The sequence below is a fragment of the Phreatobacter sp. GW821-FHT04C01 genome (assembly GCF_059420385.1).
The window spans coordinates 123821-146337 of record NZ_JBWKTP010000006.1 but is presented as its reverse complement, the minus strand read 5'-3'; the positions used below and the strand labels follow the sequence as shown (position 1 = coordinate 146337).

At 67.7% G+C, this 22517-nt stretch carries 22 protein-coding genes; 18 read left to right on the top strand and 4 right to left on the bottom strand.

What is annotated here, in order from left to right:
• From AC07WJ_RS22825 to AC07WJ_RS22785, 9 genes are all read left to right on the top strand, one after another.
• The gene (locus tag AC07WJ_RS22825) at positions 1-915 is read left to right on the top strand and encodes a pyridoxamine 5'-phosphate oxidase family protein (RefSeq protein ID WP_494936961.1); all 915 of its coding nucleotides are present in this window, start codon (positions 1-3) and stop codon (positions 913-915) included.
• Between the two features lie 222 nt (positions 916-1137).
• Positions 1138-2271 (top strand): mandelate racemase/muconate lactonizing enzyme family protein, encoded by a 1134-nt coding sequence (locus AC07WJ_RS22820; protein WP_494936960.1) that lies wholly within the window; start codon positions 1138-1140, stop codon positions 2269-2271.
• A complete protein-coding gene (locus tag AC07WJ_RS22815; protein WP_494936959.1) occupies positions 2258-3289 on the top strand; it encodes an ABC transporter ATP-binding protein in 1032 nt (343 codons plus the stop codon). Before AC07WJ_RS22820 ends, AC07WJ_RS22815 begins: the two co-directional genes overlap by 14 nt.
• Positions 3286-4272, top strand: coding sequence for an ABC transporter ATP-binding protein (locus AC07WJ_RS22810; RefSeq protein WP_494936958.1), 987 nt, complete (start codon positions 3286-3288; stop codon positions 4270-4272). The genes AC07WJ_RS22815 and AC07WJ_RS22810 overlap by 4 nt, the downstream gene beginning before the upstream one ends.
• Entirely contained in the window at positions 4253-5227 is a 975-nt protein-coding gene (locus AC07WJ_RS22805; protein WP_494936957.1) for an NAD-dependent epimerase/dehydratase family protein, read from the top strand. Before AC07WJ_RS22810 ends, AC07WJ_RS22805 begins: the two co-directional genes overlap by 20 nt.
• An 8-nt stretch (positions 5228-5235) precedes the next feature.
• Entirely contained in the window at positions 5236-5694 is a 459-nt protein-coding gene (locus tag AC07WJ_RS22800) for a RidA family protein (protein WP_494936956.1), read from the top strand.
• An 85-nt stretch (positions 5695-5779) separates the two neighbouring features.
• A complete protein-coding gene (locus tag AC07WJ_RS22795) occupies positions 5780-7372 on the top strand; it encodes an ABC transporter substrate-binding protein (RefSeq protein WP_494936955.1) in 1593 nt (530 codons plus the stop codon).
• Between the two features lie 95 nt (positions 7373-7467).
• Entirely contained in the window at positions 7468-8412 is a 945-nt protein-coding gene (locus tag AC07WJ_RS22790) for an ABC transporter permease (protein ID WP_494936954.1), read from the top strand.
• An 8-nt stretch (positions 8413-8420) separates the two neighbouring features.
• Complete coding sequence (locus tag AC07WJ_RS22785) at positions 8421-9281, top strand: ABC transporter permease (RefSeq protein WP_494936953.1); 861 nt, start codon at positions 8421-8423, stop codon at positions 9279-9281.
• 17 nt (positions 9282-9298) lie between these two features.
• On the opposite strand, the gene AC07WJ_RS22780 is transcribed toward AC07WJ_RS22785, so the two are convergent.
• Positions 9299-10018, bottom strand: a complete 720-nt coding sequence (locus tag AC07WJ_RS22780; protein WP_494936952.1) for a FadR/GntR family transcriptional regulator — start codon at positions 10016-10018, stop codon at positions 9299-9301.
• Positions 10019-10265: 247 nt separating this feature from the next.
• Between AC07WJ_RS22780 and AC07WJ_RS22775 the strand changes: the two genes are divergently transcribed.
• The 6 genes from AC07WJ_RS22775 (at position 10266) to AC07WJ_RS22750 (ending at position 15955) form a co-directional block, all read left to right on the top strand.
• Positions 10266-11144 carry an alpha/beta hydrolase gene (locus AC07WJ_RS22775; RefSeq protein WP_494936951.1) on the top strand — a complete coding sequence of 293 codons (879 nt, stop codon included), beginning with the start codon at positions 10266-10268 and terminating at the stop codon, positions 11142-11144.
• 44 nt (positions 11145-11188) lie between these two features.
• Entirely contained in the window at positions 11189-11827 is a 639-nt protein-coding gene (locus tag AC07WJ_RS22770) for a hypothetical protein (protein WP_494936950.1), read from the top strand.
• A gap of 426 nt (positions 11828-12253) precedes the next feature.
• Positions 12254-12730, top strand: a complete 477-nt coding sequence (locus AC07WJ_RS22765; protein ID WP_494936949.1) for a MarR family winged helix-turn-helix transcriptional regulator — start codon at positions 12254-12256, stop codon at positions 12728-12730.
• The gene (locus AC07WJ_RS22760) at positions 12727-14388 is read left to right on the top strand and encodes an MFS transporter (protein WP_494936948.1); all 1662 of its coding nucleotides are present in this window, start codon (positions 12727-12729) and stop codon (positions 14386-14388) included. The genes AC07WJ_RS22765 and AC07WJ_RS22760 overlap by 4 nt, the downstream gene beginning before the upstream one ends.
• A 25-nt stretch (positions 14389-14413) precedes the next feature.
• Positions 14414-15508: an HlyD family secretion protein gene (locus tag AC07WJ_RS22755; RefSeq protein WP_494936947.1), complete on the top strand. Its 1095-nt coding sequence runs from the start codon at positions 14414-14416 to the stop codon at positions 15506-15508.
• A gap of 84 nt (positions 15509-15592) precedes the next feature.
• Complete coding sequence (locus AC07WJ_RS22750) at positions 15593-15955, top strand: hypothetical protein (protein ID WP_494936946.1); 363 nt, start codon at positions 15593-15595, stop codon at positions 15953-15955.
• A gap of 57 nt (positions 15956-16012) precedes the next feature.
• Here AC07WJ_RS22750 and AC07WJ_RS22745 read toward each other — a convergent pair whose 3' ends face one another.
• The 3 genes from AC07WJ_RS22745 to AC07WJ_RS22735 all read right to left on the bottom strand — a co-directional run bounded on the left by AC07WJ_RS22745 (position 16013) and on the right by AC07WJ_RS22735 (position 18995).
• Positions 16013-17311 carry a TRAP transporter large permease gene (locus AC07WJ_RS22745; RefSeq protein ID WP_494936945.1) on the bottom strand — a complete coding sequence of 433 codons (1299 nt, stop codon included), beginning with the start codon at positions 17309-17311 and terminating at the stop codon, positions 16013-16015.
• A 4-nt stretch (positions 17312-17315) separates the two neighbouring features.
• On the bottom strand, positions 17316-17834 hold the full coding sequence (locus AC07WJ_RS22740) for a TRAP transporter small permease (protein WP_494936944.1): 519 nt from the start codon (positions 17832-17834) through the stop codon (positions 17316-17318).
• A 93-nt stretch (positions 17835-17927) separates the two neighbouring features.
• The gene (locus tag AC07WJ_RS22735; protein ID WP_494936943.1) at positions 17928-18995 is read right to left on the bottom strand and encodes a TRAP transporter substrate-binding protein; all 1068 of its coding nucleotides are present in this window, start codon (positions 18993-18995) and stop codon (positions 17928-17930) included.
• A 379-nt stretch (positions 18996-19374) separates the two neighbouring features.
• Here AC07WJ_RS22735 and AC07WJ_RS22730 point away from each other — a divergent pair, with 379 nt between their 5' ends.
• The 3 genes from AC07WJ_RS22730 to bla all read left to right on the top strand — a co-directional run bounded on the left by AC07WJ_RS22730 (position 19375) and on the right by bla (position 22484).
• The gene (locus tag AC07WJ_RS22730) at positions 19375-19839 is read left to right on the top strand and encodes a DUF3237 domain-containing protein (protein WP_494936942.1); all 465 of its coding nucleotides are present in this window, start codon (positions 19375-19377) and stop codon (positions 19837-19839) included.
• Positions 19840-19946: 107 nt separating this feature from the next.
• Complete coding sequence (locus tag AC07WJ_RS22725) at positions 19947-21437, top strand: amidase (protein WP_494936941.1); 1491 nt, start codon at positions 19947-19949, stop codon at positions 21435-21437.
• 165 nt (positions 21438-21602) lie between these two features.
• The gene (bla, locus tag AC07WJ_RS22720; protein WP_494936940.1) at positions 21603-22484 is read left to right on the top strand and encodes a class A beta-lactamase; all 882 of its coding nucleotides are present in this window, start codon (positions 21603-21605) and stop codon (positions 22482-22484) included.
• The last annotated feature ends 33 nt before the right edge of the window (positions 22485-22517 follow it).

Sequence of the window (22517 nt, the reverse complement as noted above, 5' to 3'; positions counted from 1 at the left end):
ATGGACAGCTCGCCCTTCCATGCCGGGGAAATGAAGGCCCAGGCGCTCGCCGGCGTCGGTTCGCGTGGCGCCGGCATTCGCGATTTCATGCCGGACCAGCACCGCATCTTCTTCGGCCACTTGCCCTATCTGTTCCTCGGCGCGCTCGACGCGGCGGGGGGGCCGATGGCCACCATGCTGACCGGGGAGCCGGGCTTCGTCGCGAGCCCGGACGCCAGGACCTTGCGTATCGACGCGCGGCCCGACGCCTGCGATCCGGTGGCGGGCCTGATTGGCGCCGGTGCGGCCGTCGGCCTGCTTGGGCTTGATCTCGCGACCCGCCGGCGCAACCGGGCCAATGGCGTCATCAGCGCGAGCGACCCGGCCGGCATGACGGTCGACATCCGCCAGAGCTTCGGCAATTGCCCGCAATATATTCAGCTGCGCGAACTCCAGCCTGGCGCCGCGGCGACGGTCCCCGCGCAACGCCTGGCCGGGCTCGGTGGCCGGCCGCGCGCCATGGTCGCCGGCGCCGACACCTTGTTCGTCGCCAGCAGTTCCGGGCCGGATATCGAGGCCGGCGGCGGCGTCGACATATCCCACCGTGGTGGCCGCCCGGGCTTTGTTCATATCGAAGGCGACCGGCTGACCATTCCCGACTTCAGCGGCAATCGCTATTTCAACACGCTCGGCAATCTGCTGGTCGAGCCGCGCGCGGCCTTGCTGTTCGTCGACTTCGACCAGGGCGACGTGCTGCAGCTGCAGGGCCGTACCGAGATCGTCTGGAACGGCGCCGAGATCGGCAGGATCGCCGGCGCCGAGCGGCTCTGGCACTTCCACGTCGGCGACGGCTGGCTCAGGCCCGGGGCCCTGCCGCTGCGCTGGTCGTTCGGCGGCTTCGCGCCGACCACGGAGCGCACCGGCACCTGGGTTTGAGCCGCACCAGGGGGCCGAGCACGCCATTTCCTGACGCTCCGGTTGCGGCTCGATGTCCAGCTCTACCGGGCGTTTTCACCTGCGGGCGAGACATGCGGGGCCGGTCGTGCATAGGTGGAAATTCCCCTGGCGGACTTGTGCTCACTTTTGAATTGGCTCACTATTGGCCTCAATTGATCCGGCATTGGCCGCCATCTGGGCGGCGCGCCGGTGGAGGCGCGTATGGTGATCCAGGATATCTCTTTCGTTCCGATACAGGCGCAGCTTCCCGGCGGCGGTGCCTATGGCATGTCCAAGTCGCTGGCGACTGCGCGCGCGACCACCCTGGTACGGCTCAAGCTCGCCGACGGCACCGAGGGCATTGGCGAGGCCTGGGGCATGCCGCAGGTCAATCTCGCCTATTTGCCGCTGCTCAGGAGCTATCTGGTCGGGACCAATGTGCTCGACATCGAGCATGCCTATTCGCTCATGCTCGCCCGGCATTATCACTTCGGCGTTCAGGGTCCGCTGACCTGGTGTATTTCCGGCATCGACATGGCGGCCAAGGATGCCGCCGGCAAGATGCTCGGCCAGCCGGTGCACCGGCTGATCGGCGGCAAGCAGGCCGCCAAGGTGTCGATCTACGCCTCGGGTGGTTATCTCACCGAGAACAGCGATCGCGATTTCGAGCCGCAGATCGAAGCCATGGCCAAGGCCGGCCACCGCGCCGTGAAGATCAAGATCGGCGTCTCGCCGGCCTCCGACGAGGCGCGCGTGGCGACCGCCCGGCACATTCTCGGCCCGGATGTCGACATCATGGTCGACATCAACTCCAACTACACCCTGGATGTGGCGCGCGAGAGCATCACCCGGCTCGCCCCTTACAAGATCGGCTGGGTCGAGGAGCCGCTCAGCCCGCAGGACTTCTCCGGCTACGAGATCCTGCAGCGCTGGAGCCCGGTGCCGATTGCCACCGGGGAGGCGCTCTACACCGCCTTCGACTTCAAGCGGCTGATCGATCGCCGCGCCGTCGACGTGGTCCAGCCCGACCTGTCGCTGTGCGGCGGCTTCTGGCAGGGCAAGCAGATCGCCCAGCTCGCGATGATGGACCACCTGCGCCTGTCGCCGCATGTCTGGGGCAGTGGCGTCGGCCTGGCCGCCGCCGTCCATTTCGTCGCGTCCCTGCCGGTCTATCCCCACGCCAACAACGTGCCGCGCCCGACGCTGGTCGAATATGATCTGGGCACCAATCCCTTGCGCGACTCGATCCTGAAGAACCCGCTGAAGCCGGCCGACGGCGCCATCGTGGTACCGGATGCACCGGGGCTCGGCATCGAGGTGGATTGGGACGCGGTCGAGCGCCATGCTCTCCGCTGACCCCGGCCGCGAGGCCGTCGCCGACCGTCGGCCGGTTCTCGAGATCGCCGATCTCAAGACCTGGTTTCATACCGATGCCGGCATCGTCAAGGCCGTCAACGGCGTCACCCTGTCGGTCGCCCATGGCGAGACGCTGGCGATCGTCGGCGAGTCGGGCTCGGGCAAGTCGGTGACCGGCCTGACCGTCATGCGCCTGCTCGGCCGGACCGCCGGCCGGGTCGAGGGCGGCAGCATCCGGTTCCAGGCGCGTACCGGCGCGCCGGTCGATCTGGTCGCGGCGAGCGATGCCGAGATGGCGCGCATCCGTGGCCGCGACATCGCGATGATCTTCCAGGATCCGATGTCGAGCCTCAATCCGGTGTTTCCGATCGGCGACCAGATCGCCGAGCCGATCCGCATCCACAAACGGGTCGACCGGCGCAAGGCACGCGAGATGGCGATCGACCTGTTGCGCGATGTCGGCATCACCGATCCGGAGCGGCGCGTCGACGCCTTTCCCCATCAGCTTTCCGGTGGCATGCGCCAGCGCGTGATGATCGCCATCGCGCTCGCCTGCGATCCGGTCCTGCTGATCGCCGACGAGCCGACGACAGCTCTCGACGTCACCATTCAGGCGCAGATCATCGCGCTGTTGAAGCGGCTGCAGCGTGAGCGCGGCATGGCGCTGATCTTCGTCACCCACGACCTGAAGCTGGTCGAGGAGATTGCCGACCAGGTGGCGGTCATGTATGCCAGCCAGATCGTCGAGCAGGGCCCGGCCGCCGACGTGCTGGCCCGTCCGCGCCACCCCTATACCAAGGCGCTGCTCGCCTGCACGCCCCATGGCGCGGGCCACGGTGCCCGGCTGGTGCCGATCCCCGGCGCCTTGCCGAGCCCACTCAATCCGCCGGCCGGCTGCCGCTTCCATCCGCGCTGCGGCCTGGCGGTGGCGCAATGCGCTGCGACGCTGCCCGCGCTCGAGACCGTCGGCGCCGACCATGTCGCGCGCTGCTTCCGCTGGCGCGAGCTCGCATCATGACCAGTGCCGTCCTCGCCCATACCACCGAAGCCAGCCGCGACCAGCCCTTGCTGACCGTGGAAGGGCTGACCAAGCATTTCGGCGCGAGCCCTGCCGTGCGGGCGGTGCAGGATGTCTCCTTCACCCTCGACAAGGGCAAGGTCTTGGGTGTCGTCGGCGAATCTGGTTCGGGCAAGTCGACCATTGGCCGCCTGGTGCTGCGCCTGCTCGAGCCGACCGCCGGCACGGTGACCTATGCCGGCCAGGATCTCGGCGCGCTCGCGCCGCGCGAGCTCAGGCGCTTCCGCCGGCACATGCAGATGATCTTCCAGGATCCCTTTGCCAGCCTCAACCAGCGCATGACCGTCGGTGACGCGCTGGTCGAGCCGATCCGCCTGCATCGCGGCCTCGGCAAGGCGGAGGCGATGGACGAGGCCGGCAAGCTGCTGGAACGGGTCGGCCTGACCCGCGAGCATCTCGGCCGCTATCCGCGCGCCTTTTCCGGCGGCCAGCGCCAGCGCGTGGCGATCGCGCGGGCGCTCGCCTCCAATCCGAGCTTCATCGTTGCCGACGAGCCGGTCTCCGCACTCGATGTGTCGATTCAGGCCGAGGTGCTGAACCTGCTTCAGGACCTGCAGCGCGATCTCTCGCTGACCCTGATGTTCATCAGCCACGACCTGTCGGTGGTCGAGGTCATTTCCGACCGGGTCATGGTGCTCTATCTCGGACGCGTCATGGAGCTCGCGCCGAGCACGGAACTGTTCGCACAGCCAGCCCATCCCTATACCGCGGCGCTGATGCATGCGGCCCCCGGTTCGGCGCGCGCCGCCGACCGGATCATGCTGTCGGGCGAAATTCCGAGCCCCAGCGCACCGCCCTCCGGCTGCGTCTTCCGCACCCGCTGCCCCTTCGCCTTGCCCGACTGCGCCAAGACCGTGCCGGATCTTCGCGAGATTTCTCCCGGCCACTGGAAAGCCTGCATCCGTGACGACATCGCACTCTGACAGCAGGGGCGGGGACCGGGGCTCGGCCGTGCTGGTTGCCGGCGGCCGTGGCTTCGTCGGCTCCCATGTCGTCCGCGCGCTGGTCGGCGCCGGCTTCCATCCGGTGCTGTTCGGCCCGGCCATGGCCGAGGACCGGCTCGCCGACATCGCCGGCCGTTATGGCGAGATCCATGGTTCGATCGAGGATCGCGCGGCGCTCGCGGCGGCCTTTGCCGAAGTGCGCCCGTCCCTGGTGGTCTCCTGCGTCGCCCATGGCGTCGGCAAGCTCGGCCTGATGCGCTCGGGCGAAGCCGAGGCCGATGCCGCCTTCGCGGTCAATGTGGCCGGCCACGGCAAGCTGATCGACGCCGCGCATGCGGCCGGCATCCGCCGGCTCGTCTGGACCAGCTCGACCGTCGTTTATGGCCCGGCTTCGGACTATGGCGACGCCCGCGTCGATGAAGACGATCGTTCGGCGCCGACCACGACCTATGGCCTGACCAAGCAAATGGCCGAGGCGCTCTCGGCCTTTCACGCGCGCCGTCACGGCCTCGGCATTGTCGGGCTCCGGCTGCCGCTGATCCTCGGGCCGGGTCTCTGGTATCAGGGCGCGGCAAGCGCCATTGCCGATGTTTTCACCGCCGCCCGCACCGGCCGGGCGGCGCGCATCGCCTTCCACGACCAGCCGGTCGACCTGATGCATGTCGCCGATGTCGCGGATGCCGTTCTGGCCGCGCTGCGCCATCCCGACGCGCTCGATCCGGTCTATAATCTGAAAGGCTTCGAGGCGAGCCTGGCCGATCTGATCGCCGCGGTGGAACGCCAGGTGCCCGGCGCCCGGATCGTGCTCGACCGCACCGAGCCAGCCTTGCTGTTCCCGCTGATCGACGGCGGCCGGCTGGCCGCCGCCACCGGTTTTGTCGCCCGCCACGATCTCGACGGCCTCGTTCGCGCCCTCCTGTCTCCTGAGAGCTGAGCATCACCATGATTGACCAACGTCTCGCCGAACTGGGCATTACGCTGCCGGACGCAGCCGCGCCCTCCTTCAACTATGTGCCGGTGACCCTGCATCGCGGCGTCGCCTATCTGGCCGGCCAGATGCCCAAGGTCGACGGCGAGGTGAAGCTCTTCGGCAAGGCCGGAGGCGCGGTCTCGCTGGAGCAGGCACGCGGTGAGGCGCGCATCTGCATCCAGCAGGGGCTGGCTTGCCTGAAACAGGCGCTCGGATCGCTCGACCGGATCGAGCGCATCCTCAAGGTGACCGGTTTCGTCGCCTCGGCGCCCGGCTTCAACGACCAGCCGAAGGTGCTGGACGCGGCCTCCGACCTTCTCGGCGAGATCTTCGGCGAGGCCGGCCGGCATGCCCGCTCGGCGGTCGGCGTCGCCGAGCTGCCGCGCAATGCCGCGGTCGAGATCGAGATGATCGTGGCCTATCGCGAATAACGACATTCACCCGATCAACGATCCCGGCGCGGGCCGCCGAGGGATCGCCGAGACAGATATCAAGGCCCATCTGGAGGCGAGAACCATGTCCCTTTCCGATTTTCTTGGCGTGATGGACCGGCGCGCGCTGCTGGCGCTCGGCGGCATGGCCGCGGCGGCCGCACTGGTCGGCCCGGCGCAGGCGACCGATCTCTACGGTCCGAAGCCGACCGGTGCGAAGACCGGCGGTACGCTCAACATGGGCCTGCTGGTCGAGCCGCCCGGGCTCGATCCGTTCCATCAGGCGGCCGATGCCCGCATCCGCCTGACCGTGCTGATCTATCAGGGACTGTTCTACGAAAGCCCGGATGGCGAGGCCATGCCGCTGCTCGCCGAGGGTTTCGACCTCTCGGCCGACCGGCTTGTCTATACCGTGCGCCTGCGCAAGGGCGTCAAGTTCCATACCGGTCAGGCAATGACCGCCAAGGACGTCGCCTATAGCTATAACTACATCCGCGATCCGAAGAACGGCTCGCCCGGCGCCGGCGACTTCGCGGCCATCCAGGCGGTCGAGGCGGTCGACGATGCCACCGTCAAGATCACCATCTCGGCGCCCAACGCGGCGCTGCCGATGACGCTCGGCAACAAATATGGCGGCGTGGTGCCGGCGGGCTATTTCGACGCGGCCGATGCCAAGACCAAGCTCAACCAGGCGAGCGTCGGCACCGGACCGTTCAAGCTCGCCGAGTTCAAGCCGAACAGCAATGCCACGCTGGTGCGCAATCCCGACTATTGGGAGCCGGGCGTTCCTTATCTCGACCGGATCAATTTCGTCTTCGTGCCGAACGGCGCCAGCCTGCTGGTCGGCCTGCGCAACAAGCGGGTCGACATCGCCACCTTGACCCGTCCCCAGGACGTCCGGCAGGTCGAGGGCGTCGCCGGCCTGGTCATCGAGCGCAGCCCCTCGTTCAACCAGAAGGCCATCGATCTCGGCGCCGAGCTGAAGCCGCTCGACGACGAGCGGGTGCGCCGGGCCATTGCGCTTGCCGTCGACAAGGACGAGATCATGCGCGCCTCGATCGGCGGGCTCGGCAAGGTGATCGGCACCATGGTCGCCGGCATGCAGGACAGCTGGGGCGTGCCGCTCGACAAGCTGCCGAACCAGAAGCTCGATATTGAAGCGGCCAAGAAGCTGCTCGCGGAAGCCGGCCACCCCAATGGCTTCGACCTGACGCTGACCTCGATCATCGGTTACGACTGGATGGATGCGGCCGCCGTGACGCTGCGCGAGCAGCTCGGCAAGGTCGGCATCAAGCTCACCATCCAGCGTGTCGAGCTCGGCGTCTGGGTCAAGAATTTCCAGTCGAAGCAGATGGGCTTCACCTTCAACGACTGGGCGACCGTGCCGGACCCGAACCTCTTGTTCTACCGGCACTTCCACAAGGCGCCCGAGGGTGCGGATTTCCGCAACTGGAAAAATGACGAGGCCAGCCGCCTGCTCGACGAAGGCCGGGTGGAGAACGATCCGGCCAAGCGCAAGGAGATCTACGCGCGCTACCAGCAGGTGATGGCGACCAGCGTGCCGACCATCATGCTGTTCTCCGCCGACCATATCGTCGTGCGCAACGACAAGGTCCGCAATTACCAGCAGCATCCCACCGGCTGGTATTACGGCCTGGCGCGCGCCTGGATCGCCTGACCTTCAGCCTGGCGCGCGGCGGTTCGCCGCCGCGTGCAAGGCCTGGATCACAAGGCCCGCTTCAACGGCCGACACTTCAACCCCTGAAGAGTTCGATGGGCGCTTATCTCGCAAAACGGCTGGCCGCCTCGATCGTCACCGCGATCCTGGCCTCCGTCGTCGTCTTCCTGCTGGTGCGCAGCGTGCCGGGCGACGTCGTCGGCCAGATGCTCGGCCAGACCAGCGATCCCGTCGCGGCCAAGGCCCTGCGCGAGTTCTTCGGCCTGGACCAGCCGGTCTGGCGGCAATATCTTGGCTGGCTCGGCCATGTCGTCACCGCCGATTTCGGCACCAGCTGGACCCGCGGCCAGCCGGTTCTCGGCATGATTTCCTCGGCGCTCGGGGTCACCTTGCAGCTCGCCTTCGTGACGCTGCTGGTGGCGACCGGCATCGGCGTGCCGCTCGGTGTCGTCGCCGCCATTTACGAGGGCCGCTGGCTCGACCGGGTGATCCAGACCTTCAACCTGCTCGGCCTCGCCGCCCCGGTGTTCTGGATCGGCCTCATGCTGCTGGTCGGCGTCTCCGCCGCCTTCGACTGGTCGCCGCCGCTGATGTACGTGCCACCGACCGAATCGCTCGGCGAAAACGCCTCGATCATGGCGCTGCCGATCCTCAGCCTCGCCTTGCTGCAGGCGGCCGCTTACAGCCAGTTCGTCCGCCAGAGCGTGGTGGCCGCCTTCGGCCAGGACTATGTCCGCACCGCCATCGCCAAGGGCGTGCCGACCCGCATCGTCTTCTTCAAGCATGTGCTGCGCAATATCGCGATCCCCCTGGTCACCTTCATGGGCCTGATCCTGATCCAGATCCTGGGTGGCGCGGTCATCATCGAAAGCCTGTTCGCGCTGCCGGGCCTCGGCCGCCTGCTGCTCTCCTCGATCGAGACGCGCGACTATCCCGTCCTGCAGGCGGGCCTCCTGGTCGTCGTGGTGATCGCCATGCTGGTCAATCTGGCGGTCGACCTCCTCTACCGGGTCATCGATCCGCGCGTGCGGCTGAGCTAGGTGCTGCCATGACAGAGATGAGCCTTCCCGCGCAGACCCCCGGCCGCCTGGCACTGGTCGCCAGGCGCATGCGCCGCGAGCCGGATCTGGCGCTTGGCCTGATCCTGCTCGCCTTCGTCCTGCTGGTGGTGTTGTTTCCAGGCCTGTTCACCGCCCATTCGCCGCTGACCATCAGTGTCGACAAGGCGATGGAGGCACCCTCCGCCCTGCATCCTTTCGGCACCGACGATGTCGGCCGCGACATTCTGGCACGCGTCGCCTATGGCGCCCGCATCACCCTGTCGATCTGTGCCAGTGCGCTTTTCGCGGCGGCGGTGATCGGCGGTGGTTTCGGCATCATCTCGGGTTTTGTCGGCGGCCGCATCGACATGCTGCTCGGCCGGCTGATCGACGTCATCCTGAGCTTCCCGCCGATCATTCTCGGCGTCATGGTGACCGGCATTCTCGGGCCGAAGACCGTCAATCTGGTTTTCGCCCTGACGGTCGTCTACGTGCCCGTCTTCTTCCGCATCGCCCGCTCCGGCGCCATGGCGGAAGCCGGCCTGACCTATGTCGAGGCCGCCCGCAGCATCGGCCTGTCGGAACCGTGGATCCTGTTCCACCACGTCATGCGCAACGTGCTGCCGCTGGTCCTGGTGCAATGCATGGTGCTGTTTCCGCTGGTGCTGCAGATCCAGTCGGCGCTCGGCTTTCTGGGTCTCGGCGTGCAGCCGCCGACGCCGGACTGGGGCGCCATCCTGCAGCAGGGCAAGGACTACATCCTGCTCGCGCCCTGGATGTCGGCCTTTCCGGGCCTGGCGATCCTGGTGACGGCGCTGGCGCTGATGCTGGTCGGCCGCGGGCTGCAGCGGCGGATGGACCGGCGGTGAGCCGGCCGCTCATGCCCTCAGCTGTCGCTGACCGACATCAGGGTCCGCAGCAGGTAGGACCGGATCGCGTCGCGGGCGGCGGCGGCGTCACGGCTGCGCAGGGCCTCGACGATCGCGGCATTGTCGCGCGCGGCGACTTCCCGGACCGCGCTGATCGGCAGCGGGTGGCCGCCAGGCCGGCCCCAGCCGGATTTGCGGCGCGAGGCGATGATCGCCTCGAACATGGAGATCAGGAAGCTGTTGCGCGAGGCGCGGACGATGGCCAGGTGCATGGCATATTTGGCTTCCTTGAACTCGGTCCAGGTGGCGGCGTTGCGCAAGGCTTCGAGATAAGCGGACAGCCCGGCGAGGTCGGCATCGGTCGCTCGCTCGGCGACCAGCTCGGCGAGCATGGGTTCGAACATCAGGCGGGCTTCGAGCAATTCGCCCAGGCTGAACTCGGGCGTCTCGGCGACCGCCTCGACGCCCTTGGCGACATCCCGCGCGACAAAGGTGCCGCGGCCGACATGGCGGATGATCAGGCCTTCGCTGACCAGCATGTTCATCGTCTTGCGCACGGTGTTGCGCGCCGCTCCGAAGCGGCTCGCCAGCGCCCGCTCGGTCGGCAGCCGCGTGCCGGAGCGCAACCGGCCCTCGACGATCGAGCCCCGGAGGCTCTGATAGATCGCCTGGCTGTCGGAGTCGGACTTGACCCGTGTGCTGGGCTCTTCGGGGGATTTGCGCAAGGTCTCGAGCATGCTTGGTCTGATTTGGTTCCACCGCCGCAAATGATGGATACACCATTTGCTTTGATTGTTCAAAAGCCCTGCGGCCAAGTCCTGGAACAGGCCGAATGATCGGCAATTGGTCGCTATTGGATCATATTGGTCACAAGGTGTCACCGCGCCCTGCTTTCCGGCGCGCGCTGCTCCGCGCCCGGCGCGCTTGCCAAGGCCGCCTGACCGGGCGCATCCCAATCATCGCATCACGTGGACGGATATGGACATGACGACGGATCAGCCGCTCTGGTCGGGGCTCTCGGTGCAGGAACACGAGTTCCAGTACAATCCCCAGGCCGCCTTCCCGAATTTCGCCGATGCGCAGGTGGGCCGGCAGGCGGCCAACGCCGAGGCTCGCGCGACGCTCGTCTGCCAGGCCGATCTCGCCTATGGCGAACACCCCTTGCATCGCGTCGACGTCTATCCGGCGGCAAGCGGCGCGAGCGGCCCGGCGCCGGTTCACGTCTTTTTCCATGGCGGCTACTGGCGCGCCCAGGACAAGCAGAATTTCGCCTTCGTCGCGCGCCGGCTGGTCGAGGCGGGCGTCACCACCGTTATCGCCAATTACGAGCTCTGCCCGGCATCGACCCTCGACGGTGTCGCGACCTCGGCGATCGCGGCTGTCGACTGGGTCCGGCGCGAGGCGCCGGGTTTCGGCGGCGACGCCGCGCGCATCAGCCTGTCCGGCCATTCGGCCGGCGCCCATCTCACCGCCGAGGCCATGGCCCATGACTGGACCGCCGGAGGTGTCGACCCGTCCTTCATCGTCGGCGCGGTGCTGATCAGCGGCATCTACGATCCCCGTCCGGTCATGGGCACCACGGTCAATGCCCAGGTCCAGTTGACCGAGGAGATCGCGCTGCGCCGGGACGTCGAGCGCCGTCCGGTCTTCGCCAAATGCCCGGCGACCGTCTTCGTCGGCGGCCTGGAACCCTGGCAGTGGATCGACCAGAGCTACCGTTATGCCCACCACCTGCATCGCAGCGGCATGAACCCGGAGGTTCACACCCTGCCGCGCTGGGGTCATTTCGATATTCTCAACGAATATATCGAGCCGGGTACACCGATCCTGAATGCGGTCATCAAGCGGGCGAAGCAGGTCTGACCGGCCGCCGTCGGCACGGGACGGTCCAGAGGCAGGAGTGAAGAATGAGCGGGCAGCACTGGCGGATGACCGTCTATGATCTTGGTCCGGGCGCGGCCTGCGCCGTGCAGGAGCGATCATTCGCCTTCATCTATGCCGAGCGGGGCGAGGCCGCGGTGACCGCGGGCGGCAGGACCGAGCCGGTTGCGCCGGGCGAGGGCGCCTTTGCCGCGGCGGGGGACCGGATCACCAGCACCGGCAATGCCTGGCTCTACGAGATCGCGCCGAGCTCGCTGCCCTTGCGTTTCGATGCCGGTCTGTCGCCCGTGCTGTCGCGCATCGCCATTGTCGACGATGGCCCGCATATCCTGCGGGCCGACCGGGTGGAGTCGCAGGCCGGCGCCCAGACGCCGGCTCACCGCCATCGCGGCCCCGGCATCCGCCGGCTCGAGCATGGCCTGCTCAGTGCCGAGGTCGGCGATGCGCTCGACCGTATCGGCGCCGGCGGCGCCTGGTTCGAGAGCGGGCATGAAACCGTCATCGGCACCAATATCAGCGGCGGCACCAATATCTTCGTGCGCGTCATGCTGCTGCCGGCCGAACTTGCCGGCGGGCTGAGCTCCTTCGTCGCGGCGAGCCCGGCCGATGCGGCCAAGCCCCGGGCGGTCAACCTGCGCCTGTTCGGCGAGCGCCCGGTGGGGTGAGGTTGGGCGCGGCGGCAGGCTGTCGTCGCGACGTCCGCAGAGTGCACACGAAAAAGCACAAAGCGTAGTGAAAACAACCCTCTCCCATAGGGAGAGGGTGGCGCCGTCAGGCGCCGGGTGAGGGGCGTAAGCTCTCAGAGCTGGTGCCGACGCTCACGCCGCGTACCACCCGATCCAGAGATGGACGACCCCTCACCCGGCAGCTGACGCTGCCACCCTCTCCCTATGGGAGAGGGTTGGTTTGGCTACGCTTTTCGCTTGCGACCTCCGCGGCTGCGGGTCCTCCCGCCGACCACCCCCATTCCCCACACATCGACGTGATCGCTCAGCGAAGCGCTGGACAGGCCGGTCTCTTGAAATATATGTAGCTTCCTACAATATGTCTTTTACACATTATGTATGAGCACATATCAGCCGGAGGCCGCCATGGACGCTTACAAGGATTTCATGCGCAATCTGGCGCTGGCGTCGCGCTGCATGCGGACCTGTTTCGACCTGCGCCTGAAGGCGCTCGACCTGACGCTGGCGCGTGGACGTATCCTGCTCAATCTGGTTTCCGCCGAGCGGCCGGTGAGCCAGGCGGAACTCACCGCCTTTCTCGAGGTCGAGCATTCGACCGCGGTGCGCCTGTTCGATAGCCTGGAACAGATCGGCTATATCGCGCGCCTGCCTTCCGAAACCGATCGTCGCGCCAAGGACATCGTGCTGACCGCGAAGGGCCGGCCGGTCGCCGACCAGGTCGTCGAAATCATCGACCAGATGCGCGTCGACGTGCTGCGTGACATCGACCCGCAGGAGCTGGTCATCGCCGACCGCGTGCTCACCCTGGTGTCGCGCAACCTCATCGCTCTGACCGCGTCATCGGCCGCCGCCTTGGCGCCGGTTCCGGAGCCGGCGTCATGACCGCTCCAACCCTTGATCACGCCGCGGCGGAAGCGCCGCCGGCCGCTGCTCCCGTCGCGCCGCCACCGCCGGCGGCTCCGGCGATCCGGCCGGCCGCCTCGCCCTTGGTCTTTGCGACCTATGCCGGGGCATCCTTGCTGCTCGGCCTGACCCAGGGGCTCGGCCTCAACCTGGTCGCGGTCAATCTGACCGGCATCCAGGGCGCGCTCGGCATCACCCAGCTGGAGAGCAACTGGCTGGTCGCCGCCTATATGGCCACCAACATCACCGGCATGATGCTGCTCTACAAGATGCGCACCCAGTTCGGGCTGCGGCGCTTCGCCGAGATCGGCCTGGCGGTCTACGTCCTGGTCGCCTTCGCCCATCTCTTCAGCAACGACCTTCGTTCGGCCGTCGCCGTGCGCGCGGTGATGGGCTTCGTCGCTGCGCCACTCAGCACACTGGCCTTCTTCTACATGCTGGAAAAGGCGCCGGAGGCGAAACGCTTGGCCGTCGGCGTCTGTTTCGGCCTGCTCGGCGCCCAGCTGGCCGTGCCGCTGTCGCGCGTCGTCTCACCGGAGCTCCTGGAGATCGGCGAGTGGCACGGCCTCTACCTCCTGGAATCCGGGCTCGCCCTGATGAGCCTCTGCGTCATCCTCACCCTGCCGCTGACCCACCCGCCGCGCATGAAGGTGTTCGACCGGGCCGATCTCGTCAGCTTCCCCCTGCTCGCCGTCGGCACCGGCTCGCTGATCCTGGTGCTGGCGCTCGGCCGCGCCTATTGGTGGTTCGAGGCTCCCTGGCTCGGCGTGCTGCTCGCGCTCGGCATGGGCGCCCTGGCCCTGTTCGCCGCGGTCGAACTCAACCGCGCCAATCCGATCATTGATCTGCGCTGGCTCGCGTCGCGCGAGATGCTGGCCTTTACCGGCGCGCTCATGCTGTTCCGCGTGCTGCTGTCCGAGCAGTCGGTCGGCGCGGTCGGCCTGTTCAATACGCTCGGCCTGCAGAACGACCAGATGATCCCGCTATTCTGGATCGCGGCGGCCGCGACCGTTGCCGGTTATGCCTTCACCAGCCTGGTCGTTCAGCCGGCGCGGGTGCAGGTGCTGCATCTGGCCGCCCTGGTGCTGATCGCCGTCGCGGCCTGGATGGACGCCCAGGCGACCAATCTGACCCGTCCCGCGCAATTCTATCTGAGCCAGGCGATGATGGCCTTTGCCGGCGCCGTCTTCCTGGCGCCGTCCATGGTCGCGGGCCTGGTCAAGGCGCTGCAGCGTGGACCGAGCTATATTCTCAGCTTCCTGGCGGTGTTCCTGGGCTCGCAGACCATTGGCGGCCTGCTCGGCTCGGCGGTGCTCGGCACCTTCGTGACCATTCGCGAGAAATTCCATTCGAACATCCTGACCAGCACGCTGACCCTGACCGACCCGGTGGTCGCCCAGCGGGTCCAGGCCTATGGCACCGGCTATTCCAAAGTCCTGCAGGACGGTGCGCTGCGCGACGCCCAGGGCGTCGCCGCGCTCGGCCGGCTGGCGACCCAGGAGGCCAATGTGCTCGCCTATAACGACCTGTTCCTGCTGGTCTTCGCGATGGCGCTGTTCGGCATCGCCGCCCTGGTCGTCCACATGATCATCGACGCCGTCGGCGCCTCGCGGCCGCCGGCGCTCAAGCCCGCCTGACCCTATTGAACCGAGAAGTACCGTCATGTCCCTTGCCCAATCCCTGAGGCTGAAAACCGTCTTTCCCGCCCTGATCGTCGGCCTTGCCGGCGTCCTCCTGGTGCTGTTCGCCTGGCAATTGCCGCCGTTTCAATCGGCGGTGCAGAGCACCAACAATGCCTATGTGAAGGGCCAGGTGACCCTGCTCAGCCCGCAGATCCCCGGCTATGTCACCGAGGTCGCGGTGCAGGACTACATGGTGGTCAGGAAGGGTGACCTGCTCGCCCGCATCGACGATCGGATCTATCGCCAGCAGGTGGCCCAGGCCCAGGCCGCGCTGCAACAGCAGCAGTCGGCGCTGGCGAGCTTCGACCAGAACCGGCTCGCCCGCGAGGCGAGCCTCGACCTCGCCAAGGCGCAGCTGCAAAGTGCCGAGGCAGCGCTGCAGAAGGCCCAGCACGACCAGGAGCGGACGGGATCGCTGGTCAGCCGCGGCATTTCCTCGGCGGCGATCGGCGACCAGGTGCGGGTGGCCCTGATGCAGGCCGAGGCCGGCGTTGCGCAAGGCCGTGCCAATGTCGAGCTGGCCGAGCAGAACCTGGCTCTGGTCGATGCCGGCAAGCCCGCGCTCGAGGCCGGCGTGAAGAGCGCCGAAGCCGCCGTCGCGCTGGCCGAGATCAATCTCGGCAATACGCGCATCGTCGCGCCCGTCGACGGGCGCCTCGGGGAGGTCGGCATGCGCGTCGGCCAATATGTCACCGCCGGCAGCCAGCTCACCTCGGTGACGCCGTCGACCGTCTGGGTCATCGCCAATTTCAAGGAGGCTCAGCTCGCCAATCTGCGCGTCGGCCTGCCGGCGACCTTCAGCGTCGATGCGCTGGATCATGCCACGCTGCACGGCCATGTCATGCGCATCTCGCCGGCTGCCGGTTCCGAGTTCAGCGTGTTGAAGCCGGACAATGCGACCGGCAATTTCACCAAGGTCGCGCAGCGCATCCCGGTCCGGATCGAACTCGACGGCGGCCAGGATCTCGCCGACCAACTGCGGCCCGGCATGTCCGTCGTCGTCGCGGTCGATACCGGGGCGCCGGTCGCGGCGGCGGTCGCCGCCGCCGATCGCGGCGCCAGCGCGGTGAACTGACGGGCAGTTGCCGAGGCGCGACGGTTGCCCGCAACGCGCCAGCTGGTAGCTTGCGGCGGTCGCGTCATCGGGATCGCCCTTCACATGAAACGTTCAACAGGTCTTGTCGTCGCAGCCGTCCTGGCAGCCGGTTTTGCCTCTGCCGGACCCGCCGTGGCGCGCGATGTCGGCTGCCGGATCGAGCAGCAGGGCAAGGTGGTGCTCGACCGCGCCTGCGATTTCCAGGCCGACGGCCGGGACGGTTCCTTCGTGCTATCGGCGCGCGGCCGGCAAGGCGAGCTGCTTCCGGGTATTTCCCTGGTCACCGTCTCAGTCATTTCGCCGGGGCTCGCCGAGGTTCGCGGCCTGACCCGCGACGGCATCAATTCGCGCTGGGGCGAGGCCCGCCGCTCGGCCCGTGACGGCGCCTGCTGGGACGGCGGCGACTTCCGCATCTGCGCCCGCTGAGCGACCTCCCGAGCGCCGGGGATCGGACCCGGCTCCGGCGTGTATGGACGCGCCGGCTCACATCCGGCTCGGCAGCCACAGCGCCAGGATCGGGAAGGCGATCAGGATGACCAGGCGGATCAGATCGGTGACGATGAAGGGAATGACGCCCTTGAAGATCGTGGAGAAGCTGACCTCCTGAACCACGCTCTTGATGACGAAGACGATCATGCCGACGGGCGGATGGATCAGGCCGAGCTCGACGGTCATGACGATGATGACGCCGAACCAGATCGGGTCGAAGCCGAGCGCGATGATGACCGGGAAGATGATCGGCACCGTCAGGATGATCATCGCCATGGCGTCCATCAGGCAGCCGAGCACGAGATACATCAGCATGATCAGGGCGAGCACGCCGTAGCGCCCGAGCCCCATGCCGGTGAGGATCTCGGTGACCTTCTGCGGCACCTGGGTGATGGTCAGGAAATAGCCGAAGAGCAGGGCGCCGATCAGCACGGTGAATACGGCGGCGGCGGTGCGGGTCGCCTCCAGCAGCGACTTGCGGATGGCCGGGCCTGGCAGGCGCCGGCGCAGCACGCCGAGGATGAAGGCACCGCCGGCGCCGACCCCGCCGGCTTCTGTCGGCGTGAACAGGCCACCATAGAGGCCGCCGATGACGAAGGCGAAGAGCGCCAGCGGCGCCCAGACGTCCTTCAGCGCGCCGGCCCGCTCGGCCCAGGTCGTGACCTGGCCGCGCGGCAGGAAATCCGGCTTGGCCCAGCCGATCAGCGCCACCGTGATCATGTACATAGTCATGGCGAGCAGGCCCGGAATGATGCCGGCGACGAACAGCTTGCCGATATCCTGCTGGGTGATGATGCCGTAGACCGCGAGCACGGTGGAGGGCGGCAGCATGGCGCCGAGCGTGCCGCCGGCGGCGATCACGCCGGTGGCGAAGGATTGCGGATAGCCGTAGCGGCGCATTTCCGGATAGGCGACGGTGGAGAAGGTCGCCGCGGTCGCCACCGACGAGCCGGAGATGGCGGCGAAGCCGCCGCAGGCGACGATGGTGGCGAGACCGAGGCCGCCGCGCAGATGGCCGACCAGGGTATGGGCGGCGCGGAACAATTCGCGGCTGACGCCGGAATTGGACACGAAGGCGCCCATCAGCAGGAACATCGGGATGATGCCGAAGGTGTAATCGGTCACCGTCCGCATCGACGTCTGGCCGATCAGCTTCAGCGCCGGCTGAAAGCCGACGAGATAGCTGTAGCCGGTGATGCCGACGAGGCCCATGGCCATGCCGACCGGCACGCGCAGCAGCATCAGCACGAACAGCACGACAAAGCCGGTGACGGCAACCCAGTCTTCGCTCATCTGATCATCCTCGATCCGCGGGCTGTTCGGCGTGGTCGGCGGTGTCGAGGTCCTGGTGGAAGATCAGGCGATAGGTGCGCACCGCGATCAGCAGCACCGCCGCGGCGTCGCCTGCCCAGGCGAGCGCGAAGAACGGCCAGGTCGGCAGGTTGAGGTCATAGGTCAGGACGTTGTCGGCATAGGTGGCGCGCACCTTGTCGAACAGGGTGTAGGTCTGCACCGAGACGACGAACAAAAGGACGAGCGTGGCGAAGACGTCGATGGCGCGCTGCCAGCGCGGGCTCGCCGAGCTCCACAGGAGATCGACGGTGATATGGGTGCCGCGATAGGAGGTCGCGGCAATGCCCCAGAAGATCAGGATGCCGAGCAGCATGCGGCCGAAGTCATAGGCGTCGGGGATCTGGATCGTGAAGAAATAGCGCAGCATCACCGAGATGAAGATATTGGCCGCGACCAGGCCGACGAAGCCCGCGGCGATCAGCTCGATGCCGTCGATGAAGCGATCCATGGGATTGCGTTTCAAGCGCACCTCCGTCGGCGGCGGCCGGGCTGGTCCTTGGGGCGGTCGACGGCCGAGGGTGGCGAAGCCCCACCGGCGGCCGGCGCAAGGGATGTCTCAGAGGGCCGCACCGAACTGGGCGAGCGCCGCGCGCAGTTCCTTCATGGCGGCCTCCGCGTCGATGCCGACCTTCTTGACGCTGTCTTCCCAGGTCTTGTGCAGCGGCTCCGCGGCACGCCGCCAGCCCGACAATTGCTCGTCGGTCAGCCTGTAGACCTCGTGGCCGGCGGTGGCCTTCATCTTGTCGCGGCCGGCGGCCTCGAAATCGGCCCAGGGACCGGCGACCTTCTCGGCCCATTCGGTGGTGCAATGGGCGTCGAACACCTGCTTCTGCCCGGGCGACAGCGTGGCATATTTGGCCTTGTTCATGGTGTAGGTGAACACGGTCGAATAGAGCGGCGCGTCAATGTGGTAGCGCACGACCTTGTCGATGCCGAACAGGAAGATCGACCCCCAGGGGAAGAAGATCGCGTCGGCGACGCCGCGCTCCAGCATGTCGCGGGATTCGGGTGCGGAGGCCTGCACATTGGTGCCGCCGAGCAGCGTCACCAGCTGGCCGATCGTGCTCTGCGCCGGCCTGACCTTGACCCCCTTCAGGTCCTCGGGAACGACGATCTTGCGGCGCGCGTGAACCGAACCTGGATCGTGGATGAAGGAGAAGCAGTGATGTGTGTCCTTCATCTCGGTGGCGGCATATTTGCGATACCAGACGTCGAGCGCCTTGGAGCCCTTGCGGCCGTCATTGAAGATGAACGGCATCTGGCCGATCGCGATGACCGGGAAGCGGCCGGGCTGGTAGCCCGGATTGACATAGGTGATGTCGGCAATGCCGTCGCGCGCCATGTCGTAATGGTCGAAGGCCTTGCCGAGCTGCTCGGACGGAAAGATCGTCGACTTGATGGTGCCGCCCGACGCCTGTTCCAGCGAGGCCGCCCATTCGCGGGTTGCCGGCACCAGGGGATGGGCGGGCGGCACCCAGAGCGAGATCTTGAGCTGGACCGGCCGGTCCTGGGCAAAGGCGATGGCCGGTGCCAGGACCGCCGCGGCCGCCCCCGCGCCGGCGATCTTGAGAACCTGCCGGCGTGTCCGTCGCCGCCCGTCGGTGCTTGCAGTCGTTAGGCTCATGACAGTCTCCCAGGCTGACGTTTCGACGCAGGCCGCGCGCTCGGTCGCCTGGGTCGCATGCCTTGCCGGGAGAGGGCTGGACACGACCTTGCCGCACCCGCCGCGCCGAAGCGCGGCCTGGTCCGAAGCCTCGTCCTGCCATGCCGTGGAGCCCCATGGCCCTCGACCCGGTCGTTTCCTGCCGGGGTCCGTTGTCGCCAGGCGCCGGACCCTCGTTGACAGCCTCAGGATGGCGCAGCGCGCGCCCGCGGACAAGACGATTCATCAAAAAATGATGTTAGAATATATCTGTTGGAGTTCTCACTGATTGCCCGGCGAATTGTCGGCGGCCGCGAACGCGGGCATGGTCCTGGCATCGAACCATCGAGGTTGCCGATCCATGTCGCTCGCGCCGCCGGAGCTTCGCCCTTTCGCCCGCCTGTCGATCGCGGTCGCCAGCCCGATCGAGGTCGGCGATATCGGGTCCGGCGACCGCCGCCTGATCGCGATATCCGGGGGAAGCGTGGAGGGGGCGGCGATCCGCGGCCGGGTCCTGCCCGGCGGCGCCGATTTCCAGGTCATCCGTCCCTCGGGGCTGACCGAACTGCAGGCGCGCTACGTCATCGAGACCGAAGACGGCGCGCTTGTTTATGTCGAGAACAACGGCCTGCGCTTCGGGCCGCCGGAAGCCTTGGACAGGATCAGGCGCGGCGAGCCGGTCGATCCGGCTTTGATCTATTTCCGCAGCACGCCACGCTTCGAGACCGCGGCGCCGGCCTATCGCTGGCTGATGCACAGGCTGTTCGTCGCGACCGGCGCCCGCCATCCCGACCGGGTCGAGCTGGCGGTTTTCGAGGTCGGCTAGGAACCTCTCCCGATCCGCCGCAGTTGCAGCCTGCATCCCCCGCTGTGGCCAGGCGGCCAGGACCGTCCTAGGCTCGCGCTCCCAGCATCGAAGGAGCGGATGGCGAGATGGAACCCTGTGATCTCAGCGCGGTGGAAGCGCGTGCACTGATCGGCGCCAGGCAATTGTCCGCGACCGAATTGCTGGACAGCTGCATCACCCGGATCGAGGCAGTCGATCACGCGGTCAACGCCATGGTGGCGCGCGATTTCGAGCGCGCCCGCGCAACCGCGAAAGCCGCCGACGCGGCGACCGTCAGGGGCGATGCCCTTGGGCCTCTTCACGGCCTGCCCATCGGCGTCAAGGATCTTGAGAACACCGAAGGCCTGCGCACCACCTTCGGCAGCGTGCTGTTCCGCGACAATGTGCCGACCGAAGACCAGCTGATCGTCCGGTCGGTTCGCCAGGCCGGCGCCATCGTCATCGGCAAGACCAACACGCCGGAATGGGGCGCCGGCGCCAATACCCGCAACGCCGTCTATGGCGCGACCGGCAATCCCTTCGATCCCTCCCGCTCGGCCGCCGGTTCCTCCGGCGGTTCCGGCGTGGTGCTGGCGACCAACATGGTGCCGATCGCCACCGGTTCCGACACGGGCGGCTCGCTGCGCAACCCTGCCGCCTTCAACGGCATTGTCGGGTTCCGGCCCTCGCCCGGCGTGGTGCCGAGCGAAAGGCGGCTGCTCGGCTGGAACCCGCTGAGCGTTTCCGGGCCGATGGCGCGCACCGTGCCGGATCTCTGCCTGCTGCTCTCGACCATGGCCTCCGACGATGCCGCCGATCCGCTGTCGACCACCATTCACGGCCGGACCGTGCGCCGGCCGGAAGACTTCGCCGTGCCGGGCTCCGCCGATCTCTCGGCGCTGCGCGTCGCGCTGACGCCGGATTTCGGCTTTGCCCCGACCGAGAGGCATATCCGCGCCGTCTTCGCCGAGAAGACCGGGCTGTTCCGCCATGTCTTCGCCGCGGCAGACGACACGACGCCGGATTGCACCGGCACCGACGAGACCTTCGAAGTGCTGCGCTCGCTGTCCTTCATGGCCAGCATGTATGAGCGGGTGCGCGATACGCCCGAACTGGTGGGACCCAATGTCCGCGCCAATGTCGAGGAGGGCCTGCGCTATTCGGCGCTCGACGCGACCCAGGCGATGAAGCACCAGACCGTGCTCTACCGGCGCTGGCAGACCTTCTTCGACCGCTACGACGTGATGTTGACACCGGCGGTCACGCTGAGCCCGCGGCCCTGGTCCGAGCTCTATCCGGCCGAGATCGACGGCCAGCCGACCCGCACCTATTTCCACTGGCTCGCCAATGCCTATGCGGTGACGGTGGTCGGTCATCCCGCCATTTCCCTGCCGGTCGGCCTTGACCATGACGGCATGCCGTTCGGGCTGCAGATCGTCGGTCCGCGCGGCGGCGACGCCAAGGTCCTGGCGGTGGCGGCGGCGCTCGAGAGGCTGCTCGCCGGCGACCCGCGCACCGCGCGGCCGGTGCCCGACATCGCCAGGCTCAAGGCCGCGCCGAAGCTCAGCGACAGTCCGGGCTTCATGGGTTTCGAATAGGGTTTCCCGCGCGGTCATCTTCCGGCAATCCAGGGCCACAAGCTTCACCCGACAAGACCTCCTTGATGCCACAAACCCGCCGCGGCTTCGCTCGCGGCGGTGGCGATCAAGACACGGCCGGCGCGACGCCGCGCCGGCCTTGCATCAATCCCTGGGTGACGTTTCATGTCTCATCTGATCACGCGCCGCATGGCGGCCGCCGGCTCGCTGCTGGCCGCGCCGCTTGTCGCCGCCGCGCCCGCGCGGGCCGCCATCGGTCCCGACCTCGCCGCCAAATTCGCAGCCCTGGAAAGTCGCAGCGGCGGCCGCCTGGGCGTCGCCGTCCTCGACACCGCGACCGGCGCCCGCGGCGGTCATCGTATCGGCGAGCGCTTCGCCCTGTGCAGCACGTTCAAGGTCCTGGCCGCGGCGCAGATCCTGGCGCGGGTCGACAAGGGCGACGAGCAACTGGACCGGCGGGTCATTTTCTCGGAGAGCGATCTGGTCGATTATTCGCCGGCGACCAAGCCGCGTGCCGGCGGCCGCGGCATGACCATGGCCGAGCTCTGCGAGGCGGCGATCACGCTCAGCGACAACACCGCCGGAAATCTCCTGCTGGCGAGCTTCGGCGGGCCAGCCGGGCTGACCGCTTTCCTGCGCGCGCTGGGCGATGGGGTGACCAGGCTCGACCGCATCGAGCCCGAGCTGAACGTGGTGGCGCCGGGAGATCCGCGCGACACCACGGCGCCGGCCGCCATGGTGGAGACCCTGCGCAAGCTGGTGCTCGGCGACGCGCTGAAGCCTGTCTCGCGCACCCAGCTCACCGATTGGCTGGTCGGCAACAAGACCGGCGACACGCGCATCCGGGCCGGCGTGCCGCGCGACTGGAAGGTCGGCGACAAGACCGGCACCGGCAATGCCGGGGAGACCAATGACGTCGGCGTTCTCTGGCCGCCCGGCCGCGCGCCGATCGTCCTGTCGGTCTATTACGCGGAATCGCGCGCCTCGGCCGACGCGCGCAATGCGGTCGTCGCCGAGGCGGCCCGGATCGTCGCGGCGAGCCTCTGAGACAAATGCTTGGGGCGCGCTGCGCGCAGGCGC